The 17,362-nt window shown below is 44.3% G+C and carries 21 protein-coding genes; 16 read left to right on the forward strand and 5 right to left on the reverse strand.

Going from position 1 to position 17,362, the window contains the following annotated elements; all coding sequences use genetic code 11:
- Positions 1–3 precede the first annotated feature (3 nt).
- Entirely contained in the window at positions 4–948 is a 945-nt protein-coding gene (locus tag IGJ05_RS14990) for a 3'-5' exoribonuclease YhaM family protein (RefSeq protein WP_026008117.1), read from the forward strand.
- Between the two features lie 169 nt (positions 949–1,117).
- On the opposite strand, the gene IGJ05_RS14995 is transcribed toward IGJ05_RS14990, so the two are convergent.
- The 3 genes from IGJ05_RS14995 to IGJ05_RS15005 all read right to left on the reverse strand — a co-directional run bounded on the left by IGJ05_RS14995 (position 1,118) and on the right by IGJ05_RS15005 (position 3,068).
- Positions 1,118–2,152 (reverse strand): peptidylprolyl isomerase, encoded by a 1,035-nt coding sequence (locus IGJ05_RS14995; protein WP_005227715.1) that lies wholly within the window; start codon positions 2,150–2,152, stop codon positions 1,118–1,120.
- Positions 2,153–2,267: 115 nt separating this feature from the next.
- Positions 2,268–2,642, reverse strand: a complete 375-nt coding sequence (locus IGJ05_RS15000; RefSeq protein WP_005227717.1) for a YtxH domain-containing protein — start codon at positions 2,640–2,642, stop codon at positions 2,268–2,270.
- Entirely contained in the window at positions 2,643–3,068 is a 426-nt protein-coding gene (locus IGJ05_RS15005) for an HIT family protein (RefSeq protein ID WP_005227719.1), read from the reverse strand.
- 211 nt (positions 3,069–3,279) lie between these two features.
- On the opposite strand from IGJ05_RS15005, the gene IGJ05_RS15010 reads away from it, so the two are divergent.
- The 15 genes from IGJ05_RS15010 (at position 3,280) to IGJ05_RS15080 (ending at position 15,405) form a co-directional block, all read left to right on the forward strand.
- Entirely contained in the window at positions 3,280–3,759 is a 480-nt protein-coding gene (locus IGJ05_RS15010; RefSeq protein ID WP_005227727.1) for a hypothetical protein, read from the forward strand.
- 77 nt (positions 3,760–3,836) lie between these two features.
- The gene (locus IGJ05_RS15015; RefSeq protein ID WP_081116947.1) at positions 3,837–4,571 is read left to right on the forward strand and encodes an ABC transporter ATP-binding protein; all 735 of its coding nucleotides are present in this window, start codon (positions 3,837–3,839) and stop codon (positions 4,569–4,571) included.
- On the forward strand, positions 4,568–5,779 hold the full coding sequence (locus IGJ05_RS15020) for an ABC transporter permease (RefSeq protein ID WP_266166525.1): 1,212 nt from the start codon (positions 4,568–4,570) through the stop codon (positions 5,777–5,779). Before IGJ05_RS15015 ends, IGJ05_RS15020 begins: the two co-directional genes overlap by 4 nt.
- A 104-nt stretch (positions 5,780–5,883) precedes the next feature.
- Positions 5,884–6,663: a phosphotransferase family protein gene (locus tag IGJ05_RS15025; protein ID WP_005227730.1), complete on the forward strand. Its 780-nt coding sequence runs from the start codon at positions 5,884–5,886 to the stop codon at positions 6,661–6,663.
- 57 nt (positions 6,664–6,720) lie between these two features.
- A complete protein-coding gene (gene trmB / locus IGJ05_RS15030) occupies positions 6,721–7,377 on the forward strand; it encodes a tRNA (guanosine(46)-N7)-methyltransferase TrmB (protein ID WP_015510485.1) in 657 nt (218 codons plus the stop codon).
- A gap of 88 nt (positions 7,378–7,465) precedes the next feature.
- A complete protein-coding gene (comGA, locus tag IGJ05_RS15035; RefSeq protein WP_081116945.1) occupies positions 7,466–8,428 on the forward strand; it encodes a competence type IV pilus ATPase ComGA in 963 nt (320 codons plus the stop codon).
- Positions 8,382–9,410: a competence type IV pilus assembly protein ComGB gene (gene comGB / locus IGJ05_RS15040; protein WP_034869028.1), complete on the forward strand. Its 1,029-nt coding sequence runs from the start codon at positions 8,382–8,384 to the stop codon at positions 9,408–9,410. Before comGA ends, comGB begins: the two co-directional genes overlap by 47 nt.
- Positions 9,407–9,712 (forward strand): competence type IV pilus major pilin ComGC, encoded by a 306-nt coding sequence (gene comGC, locus IGJ05_RS15045; RefSeq protein ID WP_081116944.1) that lies wholly within the window; start codon positions 9,407–9,409, stop codon positions 9,710–9,712. Before comGB ends, comGC begins: the two co-directional genes overlap by 4 nt.
- Positions 9,687–10,160: a competence type IV pilus minor pilin ComGD gene (gene comGD, locus IGJ05_RS15050; protein ID WP_266166524.1), complete on the forward strand. Its 474-nt coding sequence runs from the start codon at positions 9,687–9,689 to the stop codon at positions 10,158–10,160. Before comGC ends, comGD begins: the two co-directional genes overlap by 26 nt.
- A complete protein-coding gene (locus IGJ05_RS15055) occupies positions 10,141–10,455 on the forward strand; it encodes a hypothetical protein (protein ID WP_015510481.1) in 315 nt (104 codons plus the stop codon). Before comGD ends, IGJ05_RS15055 begins: the two co-directional genes overlap by 20 nt.
- Positions 10,445–10,870, forward strand: coding sequence for a competence type IV pilus minor pilin ComGF (gene comGF / locus IGJ05_RS15060; protein WP_005227741.1), 426 nt, complete (start codon positions 10,445–10,447; stop codon positions 10,868–10,870). Before IGJ05_RS15055 ends, comGF begins: the two co-directional genes overlap by 11 nt.
- Positions 10,833–11,204, forward strand: coding sequence for a competence type IV pilus minor pilin ComGG (gene comGG, locus IGJ05_RS15065; RefSeq protein ID WP_015510479.1), 372 nt, complete (start codon positions 10,833–10,835; stop codon positions 11,202–11,204). The genes comGF and comGG overlap by 38 nt, the downstream gene beginning before the upstream one ends.
- A 167-nt stretch (positions 11,205–11,371) precedes the next feature.
- The gene (locus tag IGJ05_RS15070; RefSeq protein ID WP_081116942.1) at positions 11,372–12,376 is read left to right on the forward strand and encodes a class I SAM-dependent methyltransferase; all 1,005 of its coding nucleotides are present in this window, start codon (positions 11,372–11,374) and stop codon (positions 12,374–12,376) included.
- Between the two features lie 24 nt (positions 12,377–12,400).
- Positions 12,401–13,585 carry an acetate/propionate family kinase gene (locus IGJ05_RS15075; RefSeq protein WP_005233419.1) on the forward strand — a complete coding sequence of 395 codons (1,185 nt, stop codon included), beginning with the start codon at positions 12,401–12,403 and terminating at the stop codon, positions 13,583–13,585.
- Between the two features lie 359 nt (positions 13,586–13,944).
- Positions 13,945–15,405, forward strand: coding sequence for a peptide MFS transporter (locus IGJ05_RS15080; protein WP_005227746.1), 1,461 nt, complete (start codon positions 13,945–13,947; stop codon positions 15,403–15,405).
- Positions 15,406–15,500: 95 nt separating this feature from the next.
- Here IGJ05_RS15080 and abc-f read toward each other — a convergent pair whose 3' ends face one another.
- Both abc-f and IGJ05_RS15090 read right to left on the reverse strand, forming a co-directional pair.
- Positions 15,501–17,084 carry a ribosomal protection-like ABC-F family protein gene (abc-f, locus tag IGJ05_RS15085; protein WP_266166523.1) on the reverse strand — a complete coding sequence of 528 codons (1,584 nt, stop codon included), beginning with the start codon at positions 17,082–17,084 and terminating at the stop codon, positions 15,501–15,503.
- Between the two features lie 104 nt (positions 17,085–17,188).
- On the reverse strand, positions 17,189–17,317 hold the full coding sequence (locus tag IGJ05_RS15090) for a hypothetical protein (RefSeq protein WP_260610744.1): 129 nt from the start codon (positions 17,315–17,317) through the stop codon (positions 17,189–17,191).
- Positions 17,318–17,362: the final 45 nt, after the last annotated feature.

Below are 17,362 nucleotides of genomic sequence, written 5' to 3' on the forward strand. Positions count from 1 at the left end.
CCCATGAAAAAAATTCGTGAATTAACTGTTGATGAAACGTTTCAACTTTTCTTACTGATCAAAAATGCCGATGTACGGATCGCGAAAAACGGCAAAAAGTTTATTGCCTTCACGTTTCAGGATACATCTGGCACGATTGATGGAAAGTTTTGGGATGCATCAGATGAAGAAATCGCCCGTTTTGAACCCGGGAAAGTGGTACTACTAGATGGGAAACGAGAAGTTTACCAAGGCAATCCGCAAGTCAAAATCATGCATTTGCGTTTAGCGAAGCCGGAAGAACCCCACGAACCAAGCCAATACATGGAAAAAGCGCCCTTGCGAAAAGAAGAGATGGAAGAAGAAATCAGTCAAACCTTGTTTGAGATCACAAATCCTCACTGGAATCGCATCGTCCGTTTCTTGTTGAACAAGTATAAAAAGGAATTCTTTGATTTTCCAGCTGCGAAGCGCAATCACCATGCCTTCGCCAGTGGATTGGCGTATCATACGACAACTATGCTGCGCTTAGGAAAAGCGATCGTCAAAGAATACCCTGAATTAAATGCGTCACTGCTGTATGCGGGCATTATTTTACATGATTTAGGAAAAGTGATCGAGTTGACAGGTCCCATGACGACAGAATATACCTTAGCGGGGAATCTAGTAGGGCATTTGGTCTTAGTGGATGAAGAAATCACGCAAGCCTGTATTGCGTTGAAATTTGATGACAAACAAGAAGACATCGTTGTTTTGCGGCATATGGTCTTAGCCCACCATGGCTTGTTAGAATATGGGTCACCTGTTCGGCCCCGCATAATGGAAGCGGAGATCCTCCATCAGATCGATAATTTGGATGCTTCCATGCAAATGATGCTGACCTCGATCCGCCTGACAGAACCTGGTCAATACACAGACCGAATTTTTGGCATGGACAATCGGAGTTTTTATGTACCGAAAGAAGTGTAGCAGTGACGTTGCAGCTTGATCGATCAAAGTGAATGATAGAAAGAACAAAAGCCACGCTAGGCTTGCTTAGCGTGGCTTTTTTAGCTGCTGGAAAAGCAGTTGAATCGTAGATAGAAATCTAATCGGCACAAAAAAAGAAGCACCGCTATGACGGCACTTCTTTTTTTGTTTATTCAGCAGAAGAATCTGTAGCACTTTCACTTGTTGCAGTAGAATCATCGGTTGCCTCAGTAGCAGAAGAATCTGCTGCTGAGCTGTCTGTTGCATCCGTTGCAGAAGAGTCAGCAGTTGAATCTTCTGTTTCGGCAGCTGTGATGTAATCAGAAAGCAAGTCTGCTAAGTCAGAGTCTTTCATTTTCACATTGGCTGCTTGCAATTCTTGACCGATCGTTGCTGCCATAAAGGTTGAATCATTCAACAACGTGTTTTGAGCAATTTCAGTCAATTCATCTTTGTATTTATCCATATCGTTGCCTTTGTCTTGGTTTTTAACCATTTTCACGATATAGTATTCCGTCGTATAAGTCGACGTGTTGGTTGCAGAAATCACTTCAGAGATTTCACCATCTTTTAAATCAAAAGCGGCTGTTTTCACTTCGTTTGGCACAGCAGTTGACGTAGAATCGAATTTGATCGTTCCGCCATCTTCTTTTGTTGCTGCATCCGTTGATTTTTCTTTAGCGATTTCGCCAAAGTCAGCATCATCTTTTTTCGCTTCTTCTAAGACATCTTTGGCATCATCTTCACTTGCTACTTTGATGATTTGTGCTTCTACTTCTGGGTGGAAAGAATCCCAAGCAGTTTTCATTTCTTCATCAGTAATATCCATGTTGGCTTTTAAGCCTTCACGTAACGCAAGCTGTTCTTTCAATTCTGCACGGTAAGATTTCACCGTATAACCAGAAGCAGTCAAGGTTGATTCAAAAGAATCACTACCGCCGTATTGTTCAGCCACGTTGTTGAATTGTTCGTCGATCATTTCTTCAGTCACGTCATCGCCGTATTTTTCATTAAAGACTTTTAAGACGATCATTTGACGCAACGCTTGTTGGTTTTCTGAACTTGTTTTTGCTTTATCATAAAAATCTTGAACAGTGATTTTACCGCCCTTCATTGTTGCGATTTCCTCACTTGAGTTTCCACAAGCCGCTAATGCAAAAAGACTCATTGCACTGACTGCTACTAAAAGTAATTTTTTCTTCATTCGTTTAAGCACTCCTAATTCTAAAAAGATTCATAATAATCACTGCACCTACTATACCACTTCTAGAAATGGTTGGGAAGAAAACAGTGGATGTTTCAAACAAAATTCATAAAAACTACAAATTTTCGATTTGTTTGTCATCCTCTGCGCTTTGGGCTTGAATCGTCGTAATGTGTTGATTCAATTGCTCCATTTGGGTCTTGATCCGAGCAAGGCGCGGTTGGGCTTGGAATTTGAAGGCTTCCAAATCTTTCGTGAAAGACTCCGTAACAACAGGGATCGTTTCGTCGATCGTTTTGCGGGTCACCATTACGGCATCTTTTAGCTGTTTGACGCTGTCATTGAATTCTAAGGTCGCTTCTGTCGTGTCATCTAAATAGCGAATCAATTCTTCACGGGTTTCATTGCCGCTTTTCGGTGCAAAAAGCAAACCGCCTAAGCCGCCGGCGATGGACCCGAATAATAGTCCTTTAAGAAAATTGCCGATCATTTAGTCCACCTGCTTTCCAATTTTTTCGGCGATTGCCGCTAGTTCTTCCCCCGTGTAATTGTCTGCGTGATTGCCAAAATGGATCTTGAAATCATCGTCTTTGCTGTAACGAGGAATCAAATGGACATGGGAATGGAAGACCGATTGGTACGCCAATTCTTTATTGTTGTTGATGATATTTAAGCCTTCGATCTCAGGGAATGCTTTTTCGATCGCCCGAGCAATCTTAGGGATGCGGGCAAAAACCGCTGCTGCCAACGTTTCATCGTACTCAAAAATATCCGTCACATGGGTTTTGGGAATCACCAATGTATGACCAGGGGTGACTTGGGAAATATCTAAAAAGGCATAAACTTGCTCATCCTCGTAGACTTTGTAGCTAGGGATCTCACGATTGTTGATTTTACAAAAAATACAATTTTCCATTGTAAAAAACCTCCTTGATCTATTACCTCTACTTTACCATATTTTGCTTTTTTTCGTCTGGTTTCCTCTTTGAAAAAGTCGGAACAAGGCAACTGTTCCTTCAACAAAGGCGCTTTTTTAAAGAAATGCGAAAAGCGAGCGAGAAACGCTTGCATTTAGATTCCAACAACCCTAGACTTAATATCAGAAATCAATTGGAAAGAAGGAACCTATGAAACCGATCATCAAAGAAACCTTACAGAAAAAAACAACGACTTCAGCGAAGCTCCGCTACTTGGCTTATGCCTATAAAGAATGGTTGATTGCGATCACGCTTTTTGTGGTGTTCGCAGGTTCGATCACCTATTCGCTAACGCGCCCAAAAGAAGAAGTAGTCAATGCCGCCATCGTCACTGAAACAGCGATGGACCCTACGGTGCAAAGTGAATTAGAGACAGCCGTTGAGACCTGGGCGATCGACCAAGGGTATCAAAAAGAAGAGTTGAGGATCAGTCTGGTTTCCTATGCTGAACCAGCTGCTGTTCAAGCCTTTACTACCCGCCTTGCCGCCGGTGCGATCCAAATGGTCATTTTTCCAGCGAGTGATGCACAACTGTGGCAAGAACGCTTTGGCAGCCAAGAATTGCCGCAAGAAACCATTACAGTGGGAGAAAACGAATTTATCTTACAAGTCACGAATAAAGAAAAATAAGCAACGGTTTTGCTAGCGGATTGAAAAAAGAGCCTACGTTGACAGAAAGCCGTAATTAGGCGAATCGGAGGAAAAGAATGACTTTACAAGTAACAAATGTGACAGGCGGTTATAACCAGCTGCCAGTCTTAAAAAATATTGATTTTACGATCGGCGATGGTGAGCTCGTTGGTCTGATTGGCTTGAATGGGGCAGGGAAGAGTACGACGATCAAAGAAATCATCGGGTTACTGCAACCTCACAGCGGGACGATCACGATCGATGGCTTGACCTTAAAGGAAACCCCAGAGCAATACCGCAAACAAATCGGGTATATTCCCGAAACCCCATCTTTATATGAAGAATTGACCTTAAGAGAGCACATTGAAGTGACAGCGATGGCCTATGATCTTCCGCAAGAAGAAGCCATGAAGCGAGCGGAGCGTTTATTAAAAACCTTTCGCTTAGAAAACAAACTCGATTGGTTCCCAGCAAACTTCTCAAAAGGAATGAAGCAAAAAGTCATGGTGCTGTGTGCCTTTTTGATTGAGCCAAGCGTCTACATCATTGATGAACCTTTTCTAGGATTAGATCCTTTAGCGATCAATGCGTTATTGGAGCTGATGAATGAGATGAAACAAACAGGGGCATCAATTTTGATGTCCACCCATATTTTAGCAACCGCAGAGAAGTATTGTGACAAATTCATCCTACTGCATAACGGTGAGATCCGCGCACAAGGGACATTGGCGCAGCTAAGAAGCCAATTTCAAGCACCAGAAGCCTCCCTTGATGATCTGTACCTCGCACTGACAAAGGAGAGTCAAGCATGAAGCAGTTTTTCTCGCAACGCTTACAGCGGCATCAAAAACAGATGACACGCTATTTGCGCTATGTCTTCAATGATCATTTTGCTTTGATCAGCACCTTCTTAGTGGGAGGTCTGGGGCTGTATTATTCAGAATTGCTAAAAACATTGCCGCGGCCGTTTCCATTAGGCGGCATCATCGTGGTCGCTGTTTGGCTCTTCGTTTTACCGCTGGGACGCTTAGCGACACTGACGAAACCGGCAGATTTGATTTTTCTGTTAGCCAAAGAAGGGCAAATGAGAAGTTACCTCAGTCAAGCCCTGCGTTATTCCCTCTGGCTGCCCTTTGGGGTCTTATTTTTAGCCGTAGGAGCAACGATGCCTTTAGTCGTGGTCACCGCAAACAGTACATTTGCTTCCTTTCCCTTCTTTTTAGGAATGATGTGGCTGTTAAAACTGGGGGATTTTTCACTGCAGCGGATTCGGTTGTATCAAGAAACACAGCAGCAAGTCAAACAGCAGCGAGGAATCTGGTTCGCCAGTGCGTTAGCTGCCACACTTGCCAGTATTTATGTAGCACCTTGGCTAGGGTTGGTGATCAGCATCCTCCAAGCAATCTGGTTCCTCTTTGGCGTGAAATCTAATCGTCAGCTATTGGATTGGGACTATATGATCCAAGCCGAGCAATCGCGCTTATTACGGATCTATCGATTTATCAACTTGTTTACAGATGTTCCCCAAATCACGACGGAAGCCAAACGACGCAAATACCTCGACTGGTTGCTGGCAAAGATCAAACCAGCCCAAAGCAATACGTATCTTTATCTTTACTTGCGCCGAGTGATTCGTGGTGGGCAATACGGCGGTCTTTATGTCCGGTTATCCTTGATTGGTGGCTTCGTCTTATTCTTTGTCGATGAGCTTTGGATCAGTCTGCTGATCGGCTGCTTGTTTCTTTATCTGATCGGTTTCCAACTGATCCCTTTGATCAATGAATTTCAATACATGGTTTTGACCCATTTGTATCCCGTGCCAGAAAAACAAAAAGCCACAGCAATCAAAAAAATTATCGGGTCACTTTTGCTTGTGACGACTGTTTTTTTCGGCGTGATCTGTTGCTTGCGCTTGCCCGTTGTTTGGCAAGGGGGCATCGCTTTTGTGGGCTTCTTCCTCTTTGCGGGTCTTTTTTTAGGCATCTACTTGCCAGGGCGATTAAAGAAAATGCACGCCTGATCCTCAGGAAACCTCTCTTACAAAAAGCGAACGCATATGCGCTTGACGGCGACCCTTTAGGAAGCTAGAATAAGAGGTACTGCGAAATAAGGAGAGAAGCTAGGATGGATATTCGCTTGGATCAAGATTGGCGTATGCGGCCGATCAAAGGCGACACCGGGAAAGCCTATATCGGGCTCAAGGACAACGACAAAGTCTTTATCAAACGAAATACGACCCCGATGCTTGCGGCACTCTCTAAAGAGGGCATTGCACCCAAACTCGTCTGGACGAAACGGACGGGGAATGGGGATACGCTCTCCGCACAAGAATGGCTGGATGGACGGGTCTTAGATCCCGATGAGATCGGCCAAAGAAATGACGTCATTGATGTGTTGTATCACTTGCATCATTCAAAAACGCTGGCACAGATGCTAAGCAAAATCGGCGGACAAGTCAGATCGCCTGAACAAATGCTGATGGATTATCAAGATCAGCTGCCTTCTGCGGTGGCTCAAAACCGTTTTATTCATTTGGTCACCGAGTATTTAAAAGCCAATATTCCAGCTTTTGACGAGCAAAAAGCCGCGGTCGTCCATGGCGATGTCAATTATCGAAATTGGCTGGTTTGTCAAAACTATTTGTATTTAGTCGATTGGGATTCCGTGATGTTTGCAGATCCAGCAATCGATATCGGGACTATTTTAGGTCACTATGTGCCGCTATCCAGCTGGTCCCATTGGCTGGTGCGCTACGGTATCCATAGCAGCAGCGAAGTGATCGAAAAAATTTATTGGTATGCATTGTTGAGTATGCTGCAAGAGGTCAAAAAATATTATCTGCGGGGCGATTACAAAGCCATGAATGCAGAGATTTTACAATTAAAACGAATTTATAGTGAATGAAGAGAAGATGGAGCGAGGCAATTTGGTTCCATCTTGTTTTTTCGGAAAGGAAGAAACATGAGAGTAAGAAAACGTGCAGGTGCAAAAGAGCTGATTGAAGCTCATCCACAATACGTCGTTGCAGAGCCTACCGAATGGAAAGGGCGTTGGCATGAACGCTTTGGCAATGATCATCCGCTACACATCGAGATCGGCATGGGAAAAGGTCAATTTATTACGGAAATGGCGAAAGCTCATCCCGAAATCAATTATATTGGGGTAGAGATGCAGATCAGTGTCGTTTCGATCGCACTGGATAAAATGATCGAGCAGGAGATCCCAAACTTGCAGCTGCTGCATGTGGATGGTTCGGCTTTGACCAACTATTTTGAAGACAATGAAGTAGACCAGATCTATTTGAATTTTTCTGATCCATGGCCTAAGAAGAAGCATGAGAAGCGCCGTTTGACTTCTAAAGCCTTTTTAGCGGTGGACGAGCAAATTTTACGACCTAATGGCGAAATCCATTTCAAAACGGACAACCAAGGATTGTTTGAGTATTCCTTAGCGAGCTTTTCTCAATATGGCATGATCATCAAACAAGTTTGGTTGGACCTGCATAACAGTACCTTTGAGAACAATATCATGACGGAATATGAAGAAAAATTCTCAAGCCGCGGGCAGCGAATCTATCGGGTGGAAGCCCAATTTGTGGCAAAAGACCCGCAGGAATAAAGAAGAGACGAAAGACGAAGCAAATTTGCTTCGTCTTTTTTTTCTATTCTCAAAAGGCTTGCGTATTTCTTTTTAGGAGGGATAAGTCGTGGATATTCAAGCATTCTCAGATGAGTTGATTCACTATGGCAGACAAGAACGCATGCAGGATCTGGCCATTTTGCCGAGCGGTACACAGATGGAGGTGATTTTCAGTAAAAGCTATCTCAGAAAGACCTATCAAGTACTGACCAACGAAGAAGCCCAGCAGCTGATCACTCGCTTCAAATTTTTAGGAGGAATGGAGGTGGGAGAACGACGCAAAGCTCAGTTAGGAGCAGTCAGTTATCCGTTAGGCGATCAGCTGCAGCGGCTGCGCATCTCCACAGTCGGTGATTACCAAGGGCGTGAAAGTTTCGTGATGCGGTTTCTTTATCCTTTGACTCAGGAGCATCTGCGCTATTTTTTTGCAGAAGACGTCCAGCAGATCCAACAGGCAACCAAACAAAGAGGGCTGTATTTGTTTTCTGGCCCCACTGGCTCAGGGAAATCGACCCTCATGTATCAATTAGCTCGGGCAACCAAGGGGCAAATCATTACCATCGAAGATCCTGTGGAGATCGAGGAGCCGCGCTTTTTACAGCTGCAAACCAATTTGAAGATCGAACAAGACTATGATGAATTGATTCGCTTGTCCTTGCGGCATCGTCCAGACCTGCTTTTGATCGGCGAGATTCGTAACAAAGAAACGGCGCAAGCCGCTGTACGAGCCGCTCTGACAGGTCACCGAGTATTTGCCACGATCCATGCCCGAGGTGTAGCAGAAACCAAGACGCGGCTGCTGGAATTGCTCGGGACAGACGATCGTCTGGCACATGCGCTGCAAGGGATCATTTATCAGCGATTGTTGCCAAATGAAGCGAATGAACCTCATGGATTGCTGGCATATCACTTTTATGAGGGGCAAGTGGAAAAACGGTGGCAACAGGTATTAAAACAAGTGAAAGAAAGTGGGTGGATCAGCGATGAAGTTTATGAAAAAGAAGCCCCAGCTACCACGCCGTGCAACTGAAGCCCTCTTAGTCACCTTCACGGTGTTATTGGAGAGTGGCTTTTCCCTACAAGAAAGCCTCCAAGTGCTGCTGCGCAGCCGCCAGTTTTCTGAACCTGTGATCGAACAGCTAATTGTCCATCTCGCCCAAGGGCAAAGCTTTGCAGCAGCGGTAGCGCCGTTGTCGTTATCGGCTACTGAAAAAAGTCAGCTTCATTTAGCAGAAAATCATGGGGATCTCACGGCGACCTTGCGGCGGATGGTCGACTACCATAAATTGGTCAACAAGCAAAAACAGCTGCTGTACAAAGTAGCTGCTTATCCGCTTTTGTTACTGGTCTTTTTAATAGCTGCGCTTTTTGGGATGCACCGCTTTTTATTGCCCCAATTGCTAGCCTCTGGCATGATCGACGAAGGTCATTGGGGCATTCGCGCCATCACTTGGGCACCAGCAGTACTTATCCTCTTCTTGTTGTTAAGTGTGCTGCTTTTTGTGATCAGCCGCTGGGTGTTTGCCCGCCGCACTGCCTTGCAAAAAGCTGTGTTTTTCAGCCACCTGCCATTGTTCGGAGCATTGTACACGAGTTATCACACGAGTTTTTTCGCATTGGAATGGGGCAAGTTGTTTCAGCAAGGGTTAGATATCCAACAGATCATCGAGTGTATGGAGCACACCAATAAAGCTACCTTGATCCAAGAATTAGCACGAGAACTGCGAGTGACCTTGACACTTGGGGGCGAACTCCCAGAAAAACTTCGTCATTTCTCGTTTCTCACACCCGAATTTTCTTTGATCGTCTTTCAAGGAGAAGTACGAGGAAAGTTAGGAGAAGAGCTTTTTTTATACAGTCAATTATTGATGGAACGCTTGTTTCAACGAATCGAAAAAGCCATTCACTGGGTTCAGCCTCTGATTTTTTTGTTGGTTGCTTTAATGATCGTTGGGATCTATGCCGCTATGTTTTTACCAATCTATGGAAATATCCAAGGAGTGATCGAATGATAGAAAAGAAAGTAGCATCTCCTCGCAAGCAGGGGATTTGGCGTGTCAAAAAAGGCTTTACATTGGTTGAAATGCTAGTCGTTTTATTAGTGATCAGTATTTTGGTTTTGTTGTTTGTCCCAAATCTTGCCAATCAAAGAGGAATCATTGATGAGAAAGGAAATGCGGCGATTGAAAAAGTAGTGGAAACCCAGATCGAACTCTTTCGTCTAAATGAAGATCGGGTGCCTTCGAAAGAAGAATTGATTGCAGAAGGGTATGTATCTGAGGAACAATATGCGATTTATGAGCAGAGAAAGTGAGAACAATGGCACTAGGGGATTTTCTGGGTTTACCTTGGTGGAAAGTCTCTTGGTACTCTTGGTCAGTAGTCTCTTTCTCTTTATCCCCGTCGTGGCTATCGAGTACTATCAACGCTCTGCGGAAGTTTTCGGCTTTTGTGCTCGCTTAGAAAAAGGACTCTATACCTTGCAGCAATCGGCCATCATCGATAACACACAAACCCGAGCAACCTATCAAGCAGAGCCAACACCAACTGTTTCATTTTACGGCGCTGCAACTGAGCCAGTCACCAAGATCGACGTTCCTCCTCAACTAGCGATGCAGGCGTTTCCCGATATTCTTTTTAGTAGTCAATCCGGCAACAACAGCAGTCTGCGAAGGATCATTTTCTATTGGCAGGAGAAAAAGCAAACCATCAGCTATAAGTTTTTATTTGGGAGTGGCCGTTATGAAAAAATCGTTGAATAGTGGGTTCATCTTAGCAGAAAGCCTGATTGGCTTTGGGGTCTTGGCAACTTGTGTGTTACTGTTTTTAGCAATGCAGACCGCTTCACTGACGCAAAGTGCGGCATTGCAAGAAAAAGCCCAAATGCTGCGGGTGCTGTATGAAGAAGTCCAGAACCACTCCTTTGATGCGTCAACCATTACCTACACGACGCAGCGTCAGGCAGTCTATCAAGTTCGCTTTTGGCAAGCAGCGCAGCATCAACAGGCACGCATCCAAAGTTGCGAGCAGCTCTGGGAGATCGTGTATGAAGAGTAAAGGCTTTACTTTGTTGGAGTGTCTGTTGTCTTTATGGGTATTGGCGATCTGCTTATTGCTGATCAGCGGGATCGTTAAGCACCTCGCACCCGTCAATCAGCAGATCATGGCTCGCAAAGATCAAGAATGGCATGTGTTTTTGTTTCAGCTGGAACGGGAATTAAGTACCTGTACCTATCTATCGGTCAGTGAGACCACACTGTATTTGAGAAGCAGTCAAAACAATTCGGTCACCATCGATCGCATCAATCGCGTGCTGCGAAAGCGGGACAACAATGGGTATCAACCACTATTGACAGAAGTAACGGATGTGTCTTTTGAGAAAATTGGCGCAGCGATCCGCTTTACCGTTTCCTTTGAGAATGGAGAGCAGAAAATTGGACAATGGAAAATTCACACACAAGAGGCGGCATAAAGGCGGTATTTTACTCACAGCATTGTTGTTTGTGCAGCTGTTGAGCTTGATGTTATTGCTAGTGTTAGAAAACAGCCGCACAACAGCCCTTTTTTATACAAAAACTATTGAAACCTATGAAGCCCGCATCATGAGCGAACTGTTTCATGCGGAATTCTTGCAAAACGAATTGGCAGATCAAGGGTCACGACTTTATAATGTAGGAAAGTTGACCTATGAACGGCAAGGACAACTCTTACAGATCGAGTGCCATGTCAAAAGCCGCCGCTTTACATTTACCTTTTTGTTACCCGAAGAAGAGCCTGAAATAGACACAGATGACCAAGAAGAATAGTACAGGAAAAGGATGGTTGTTTCGACCATCCTTTTTCATACAGAAATAGAAAAAGAATGTTTACAGCTTCACAAATTATTCTAAACGAAAGCGATTGATTATTTTGGATGAATCGGCTAAAATTAAACAGGTATATATGTTGTTATAGTTTTGAAAAGAGGTGCAAGATGTCCGCAGAAAAAATGGAAACGTCTTTTCATTTGACCGTTGAAGCGATCCAACTGCTTCAAAACGCATTGGAAACGTCTTTTTTTGATGCTTACGTAGAGACGATCGAAAATTTTGTTGATCAATACCAAGTTCGCGTGATCGATGGGGTACCAGATGAAGCAACTGCTGCTCGTTTAGAAACCATCTATCAAGAAATTCGAGCAATGGAACTATCGGCAGAAGAAAAACGCAAGCTTGCGCAGTTGGTTTTGTTGAAAGGCAGCCAAACGGAACGCCTGCAGGCCAATCACCAACTGACACCAGATAGTCTTGGGTTTTTATTCGTCTATTTGATCGAGCAGTTGAGTAGTGCCGACCAACCAGTGAAACTTCTTGATTTATCGGTAGGCATGGGGAATCTCTTATTGACAGTCTTGCTGAATCTGCAATTAGCGAAGCGTCCAGTAGAAGGAACCGGTGTGGATATTGACGAAACCTTGTTGGCGATCGCAGCTGTGACTGGCGAATGGACCAAAGCGCCCTTGCATTTGTTCCATCAAGATGGCTTGCAAGAGCTTTTGATCGAACCGATGGATCTGGCGATCAGCGATCTACCGGTGGGCTATTACCCACAAGATGACAAAGCCCGCAGCTTCATTACGGCGGCTCCAGAAGGGCACAGTTACGCCCATCATTTGTTGATGGAACAAGCGATGAACTATGTCAAAGCTGGCGGTTACGGTTTGTTCTTAGTACCAAGCAACTTCTTGGAAACGGAACAGAGTGAATTTTTGAAAAAATGGCTGAAAGAAAAGGTTTATTTGCAAGGAATGATTCAGCTTCCTGAAGAACTCTTTAAAAATGAACATTCACGTAAAAGTATTTTGCTTTTACAAAACCATGGAGGGACAAGCAAACAAGCAGACGAAGTCTTGCTGGTCAAGCTAGCCTCACTGAAAGAACCAAAGAACATCACAAAACTTTTTGAACAATTTGCGGCTTGGAAAGCAGCAAATCTGTAATATAATTCGGATAAGGAGATCATCATGTCAAAAACAATCGCAATCAATGCTGGAAGTTCAAGTTTAAAATGGCAATTATATCAAATGCCAGAGGAAACAGTTGTCGCTAAAGGAATCGTTGAACGAATCGGTTTGAAAGATTCTATCTTTACCATCAAATATGGGGAAGATCAAAAATTCGAACAAATCATCGACATCAACGATCACGAAGTAGCTGTAAAAATGTTATTGGATCAACTGATCGAATTAAACATTTTAGGTGCCTATGATGAAATCACTGGCGTCGGTCACCGCGTCGTTCACGGCGGAGAAGATTTCCCTGATTCAGTTGTGATCACAGACGAAGTGATGGAACGCATCCAAGCATTGGCTGAATTTGCGCCATTACACAACCCAGCAAACTTGATGGGGATCACTGCTTTCAAAAAAATCTTGCCAGAAATCATCAGTGTCGCTGTTTTTGATACTTCTTTCCATGCAACGATGCCAAAACACAATTACCTATACAGCTTGCCATTAGAGTACTATAACGAATTTAAAGTACGTAAATACGGCTTCCACGGTACAAGCCACCGTTATGTTTCTGAGCGTGCAGCAGAAATGTTAGGTAAACCAATCGAAGAATTAAAAATCATCACTTGCCATCTAGGGAACGGTGCGTCGATCACTGCGGTTGACGGCGGAAAATCAGTAGATACATCAATGGGCTTCACGCCATTAGCTGGTGTAACGATGGGCACACGTTCAGGTGACATCGATCCTGCTGTTTTGCCTTACTTAATGGAAAAATTAGATTTGAATATCGATGAAATGGTGGATGTTTTAAACAAAAAATCTGGTTTATTAGGCTTAACTGGTATTTCCAGCGACATGCGCGATCTAGAAGCAAACTACGACAAAGAAGAAGTCAAAGTTGCTTATGACGTCTTTACTGACCGCATCCGTAAATACATTGGTGGCTATGTAACGACCATGAACGGTGTTGATGCGATCGTCTTTACTGCCGGTATCGGTGAAAATGATGCCCACGTCCGCAGCGAAGTTATCAAAGGCATGACTTGGTTTGGTTGCGAATTAGATGCCGATCAAAATGCAAAACGCGGCGAAGAATTAGTGATCTCAACTGAAGAGTCAAAAGTCAAAGTACTTTTGATCCCAACAGATGAAGAATTAATGATCGCTCGCGATGTGGAACGTTTACGCGGCTAAGCGAAAACATTCTTTAGAAATAGAAGCTGAAACACATGCAAGAGAAATGCTTGCATGTGTTTTTTTTGTAGGAAAGTCCGCAAAATGGGGCTAGAGAGAAAAATTGGTGAAGACCATTTTCTAATTTTTTAAACAGATAATTTAATAATTATACATATGAGAATTGGCTCATACTGCACCTAGGTGGAGGGCTTCTCATTTTGCTTTCATTTGAATTTAAATTTCCCTCCTTTTTTACAAGATATTCTCAGGGAAATACCCTTGTAAAAGTTGCCAAATGGGAATAAACTGGCATTTGTGAATTTTCAGAAAAATTCCGCTATTTTATTTTCATTAATTTTTATAAGGGGCCATTACATATGGAAAAAGAAAAAACATTCTTAGGTCAGCCGCGAGGGCTGTCGACTTTATTCTTCACGGAAATGTGGGAACGATTCAGTTATTATGGTATGCGGGCGATTTTGGTGTACTTCATGTACGATGCAGTTGCCAACGGCGGCTTAGGATTGCCAAAAGGAACGGCTGTGGCGATCATGTCCATTTACGGTTCCTTAGTGTATATGTCAAGTATTGTTGGCGGCTGGATCTCGGACCGTCTGTTAGGATCAAATAAATCCGTCTTTTATGGTGGGATCTTGATCATGTTAGGACACATCGTTTTGGCAACACCTTTAGGGATTCCAGCGTTGTTTGTGTCCATGATGCTGATCGTCATCGGAACCGGACTCTTGAAATCCAACGTGTCGGGTATGGTGGGGCATTTATACAGCAAAGACGATATCCGTCGGGATGCTGGTTTCTCGATTTTCTACATGGGGATCAATATTGGCGGCTTGTTAGCACCGATCATCGTCGGGATCTTAGGACAAGAGGTCAACTACCACTTAGGCTTTTCGATTGCTGCCATCGGGATGTTCATCGGTTTGGTGCAGTATTATGTGCAAGGAAAAACCACGTTGAAAAGTGTAGCGATCGCGCCAACGAATCCCTTATCGGCAGCCGAAAAGAAAACCTTCTTCCGAGCAGTCGTTCTGGTTCTTCTCGCATTGGCAGTGTTGTTTGGCGCAGCAGCTGCAACTGGCCATCTGACGGTGGATTTCTTCATCAACTTTATCAGTGTTCTAGGTATTTTCTTACCGATCTACTACTTTACCAAAATGCTCCGTTCGAAAGATGTCACACCAGATGAAAAGAAAAAAGTGTTGGCCTACATTCCGCTGTTTTTGTCAGCGATCGTCTTTTGGTCATTGGAAGAACAAGGCTCATCGATCTTGGCATTGTTTGCCGCTGACCGTACGCAATCAACGTTATTCGGCATCAATATTCCAGCAAGTTTGTATCAAACCTTAAATCCACTTTTTGTCGTCTTATTGACACCTGTCTTTGTCTGGTTGTGGACCAAACTAGGCTCTCGTCAGCCACGGACAGAAGTGAAGTTTGCCATCGGTTTAGTCTTAGCCGGTTTGTCCTTTCTATTGCTAATGCTGCCAAGCCTCTTGTTTGGAGTAGAAGAACGGGTCAGCCCATTATGGTTGGTATTGAGCTTCTTCATCATGATTGCAGGGGAAATGTGTCTTTCACCGGTGGGCTTGTCGGTGACGACCAAACTAGCGCCGAAAGCCTTCGAAGCACAAACCTTGGCGATTTGGTTGTTAGCAGACGCTTCTTCACAAGCCATCAATGCGCAAATCGCTCGGTTCTACACACCGCAAACAGAAGGGATGTACTATGGCATCGTCGGCGGAGTAGCCGTTGTTGTCGGCATCATCTTGTATTTAGCTAGAAAACCGATCCGCAACTTGATCGGCAACATTCATTGATCAAAAAATAAAAACTTGATTTTCCGCCTATGCATGGATTGAACAACCCATGCATACGGTAGGAAAATCAAGTTTTTTTGTTGCGAATCAATCTCTTAGTCAATCAAGAGGCTCAGGGACTGGCGCGTGATCTGCTGCTGTGCAATGACCAGGGCTTCTTGGAAGTGCTGCTGTAAAAAGTAGCGGTCATGGCTGACCGCCAGCAGGGTCCCTTGATAATCTTGCAGCATTTCTTCAATTTCTTCTCGGGCATAGCTGTCGAGGTGATTGGTTGGTTCATCCAAAATCAGGACGTTGATTTTTTCTAAAAAGAGTTTCAGTAACGCCAAACGAATTTTTTCACCACCAGACAAATCTTTGATTCGTTTGGCCACATCACTTTGATAAAACCCACTTTTGGCCAATTGCCGACGAGCAGCCTCTTCGTTTCCTGTCAACGTCTGTACGTAGGCCAACAAGCGGCTCTCAGGATCGGCAAACTGCAGCTGTTGGGGCAAATAGCCGATTTGTAAGCTGCTGCCGCGCTTGATAGTGCCGCCGCTAGGAAGCTCCTCACCGAGAAGTAATTTGAGTAAGGTTGATTTTCCAGTACCATTGTCGCCGATGATGGCTAGATGCTCCCCACGGTAGATTGCAAAACTGCTGTCTTTGAATAGGAGCTGATCGGCATATTGCTGGTGCAAGTCGCGAACGATGAACACCTCTTTGCCTGATTTTCCGCCATTTGCCAAGCCTTGCAGCCGATTTTTCGGGGGCGCTGGCGGTTTGACCAGTGTAAGTTTCGCTAGGCGGCGTTCCAATTCTTTGGCTTTTTTGAAGAAGGATTCATTGTCTCCTTCATGGCCCCACTGACGAAACCGACGAATCATGACTTTTAGCCGCTGGACTTCTTTTTGCTGCAGTTCGTAATTTTTGGTCAGCTCTGCCAAGCGAGCTTCTTTTAAGACACGAAATCGGCTGTAATTTCCAGGATACTCAACCAAGGCGCCTTCTTCCAGTTCCCAGGTCTTGGTGGTGACTTGATCGAGAAAGTGCCGATCGTGCGAAACGACTAGAACCGCTTTTTTCGTATTCTGTAAATAATTTTCCAACCAGCGAATACTGGAAAGATCCAAGTGATTGGTTGGTTCATCTAGTAACAGCAGGTCAGCATCGGCAACTAACACTTTGGCTAAAGCGACTTTGACCCGTTCACCGCCGCTAAGCTCTGTTAAGCGTGCGTTCTGTCGATGGGGAATTCCTAAGCCTTGTAAGATCGCGGAAATTCGGTCTTCCAATCCATAGCCGCCCAGCTCTTCAAAGCGCTGCTGCAGTTCGCCATAACGGATCAGACACTTCTCTAAATCAGTATCGGGTTCTGCCATCAAGGCTTCGTAATGGCTCATTTGCTGCTTGAGTTCTTGAATGGTAGCAGCAGAATGGAGCAGGTAGTGGGTAACGGTTGCTTCAGAAACGGTCAGCTCTTGCTCGACCGTCCCGATCCTCAAGCCTTTTTGGCGGCTGATAACGCCGCTATCGACGCCTTCACTGCCAGTCAAGATTTGTAAAAAGGTTGATTTGCCCGTTCCGTTGATGCCGACTAGGGCAATTTTTTCCCCAGCTTCGATTTGGCAGGATAACTCCTCAAATAACGGATTCCCGCCGATGGTTTTTTTAATAGCAATTGCTTGTATGATCATGATCTCTCTCCTTGAGACCACTCAAAAAGGCCATGGATATCCATGGCCAGTGTTATTTAAACTCAGATTCTCTTGAGAAAAATACCTTGAGATGGCCATTGATTTTACGTAAATTTCACTGTTTTGGACAGAATCGTCCCGTCAACAGCAACTGTAAAACCAATTGCATGGCTAAATGCGATATGGTATCGTTGGTAATTTTCATTACTTGTTATTTTAGTCATGCGCATCATGGTAGTTTCCCCTCCTTTGTGTCTTTGTCTTTTCAGTGTACCTGA

Origin of the sequence: Enterococcus sp. AZ167, from assembly GCF_051714025.1 — a bacterium.
Taxonomy (GTDB): Bacteria; Bacillota; Bacilli; order Lactobacillales; family Enterococcaceae; genus Enterococcus_D; species Enterococcus_D casseliflavus.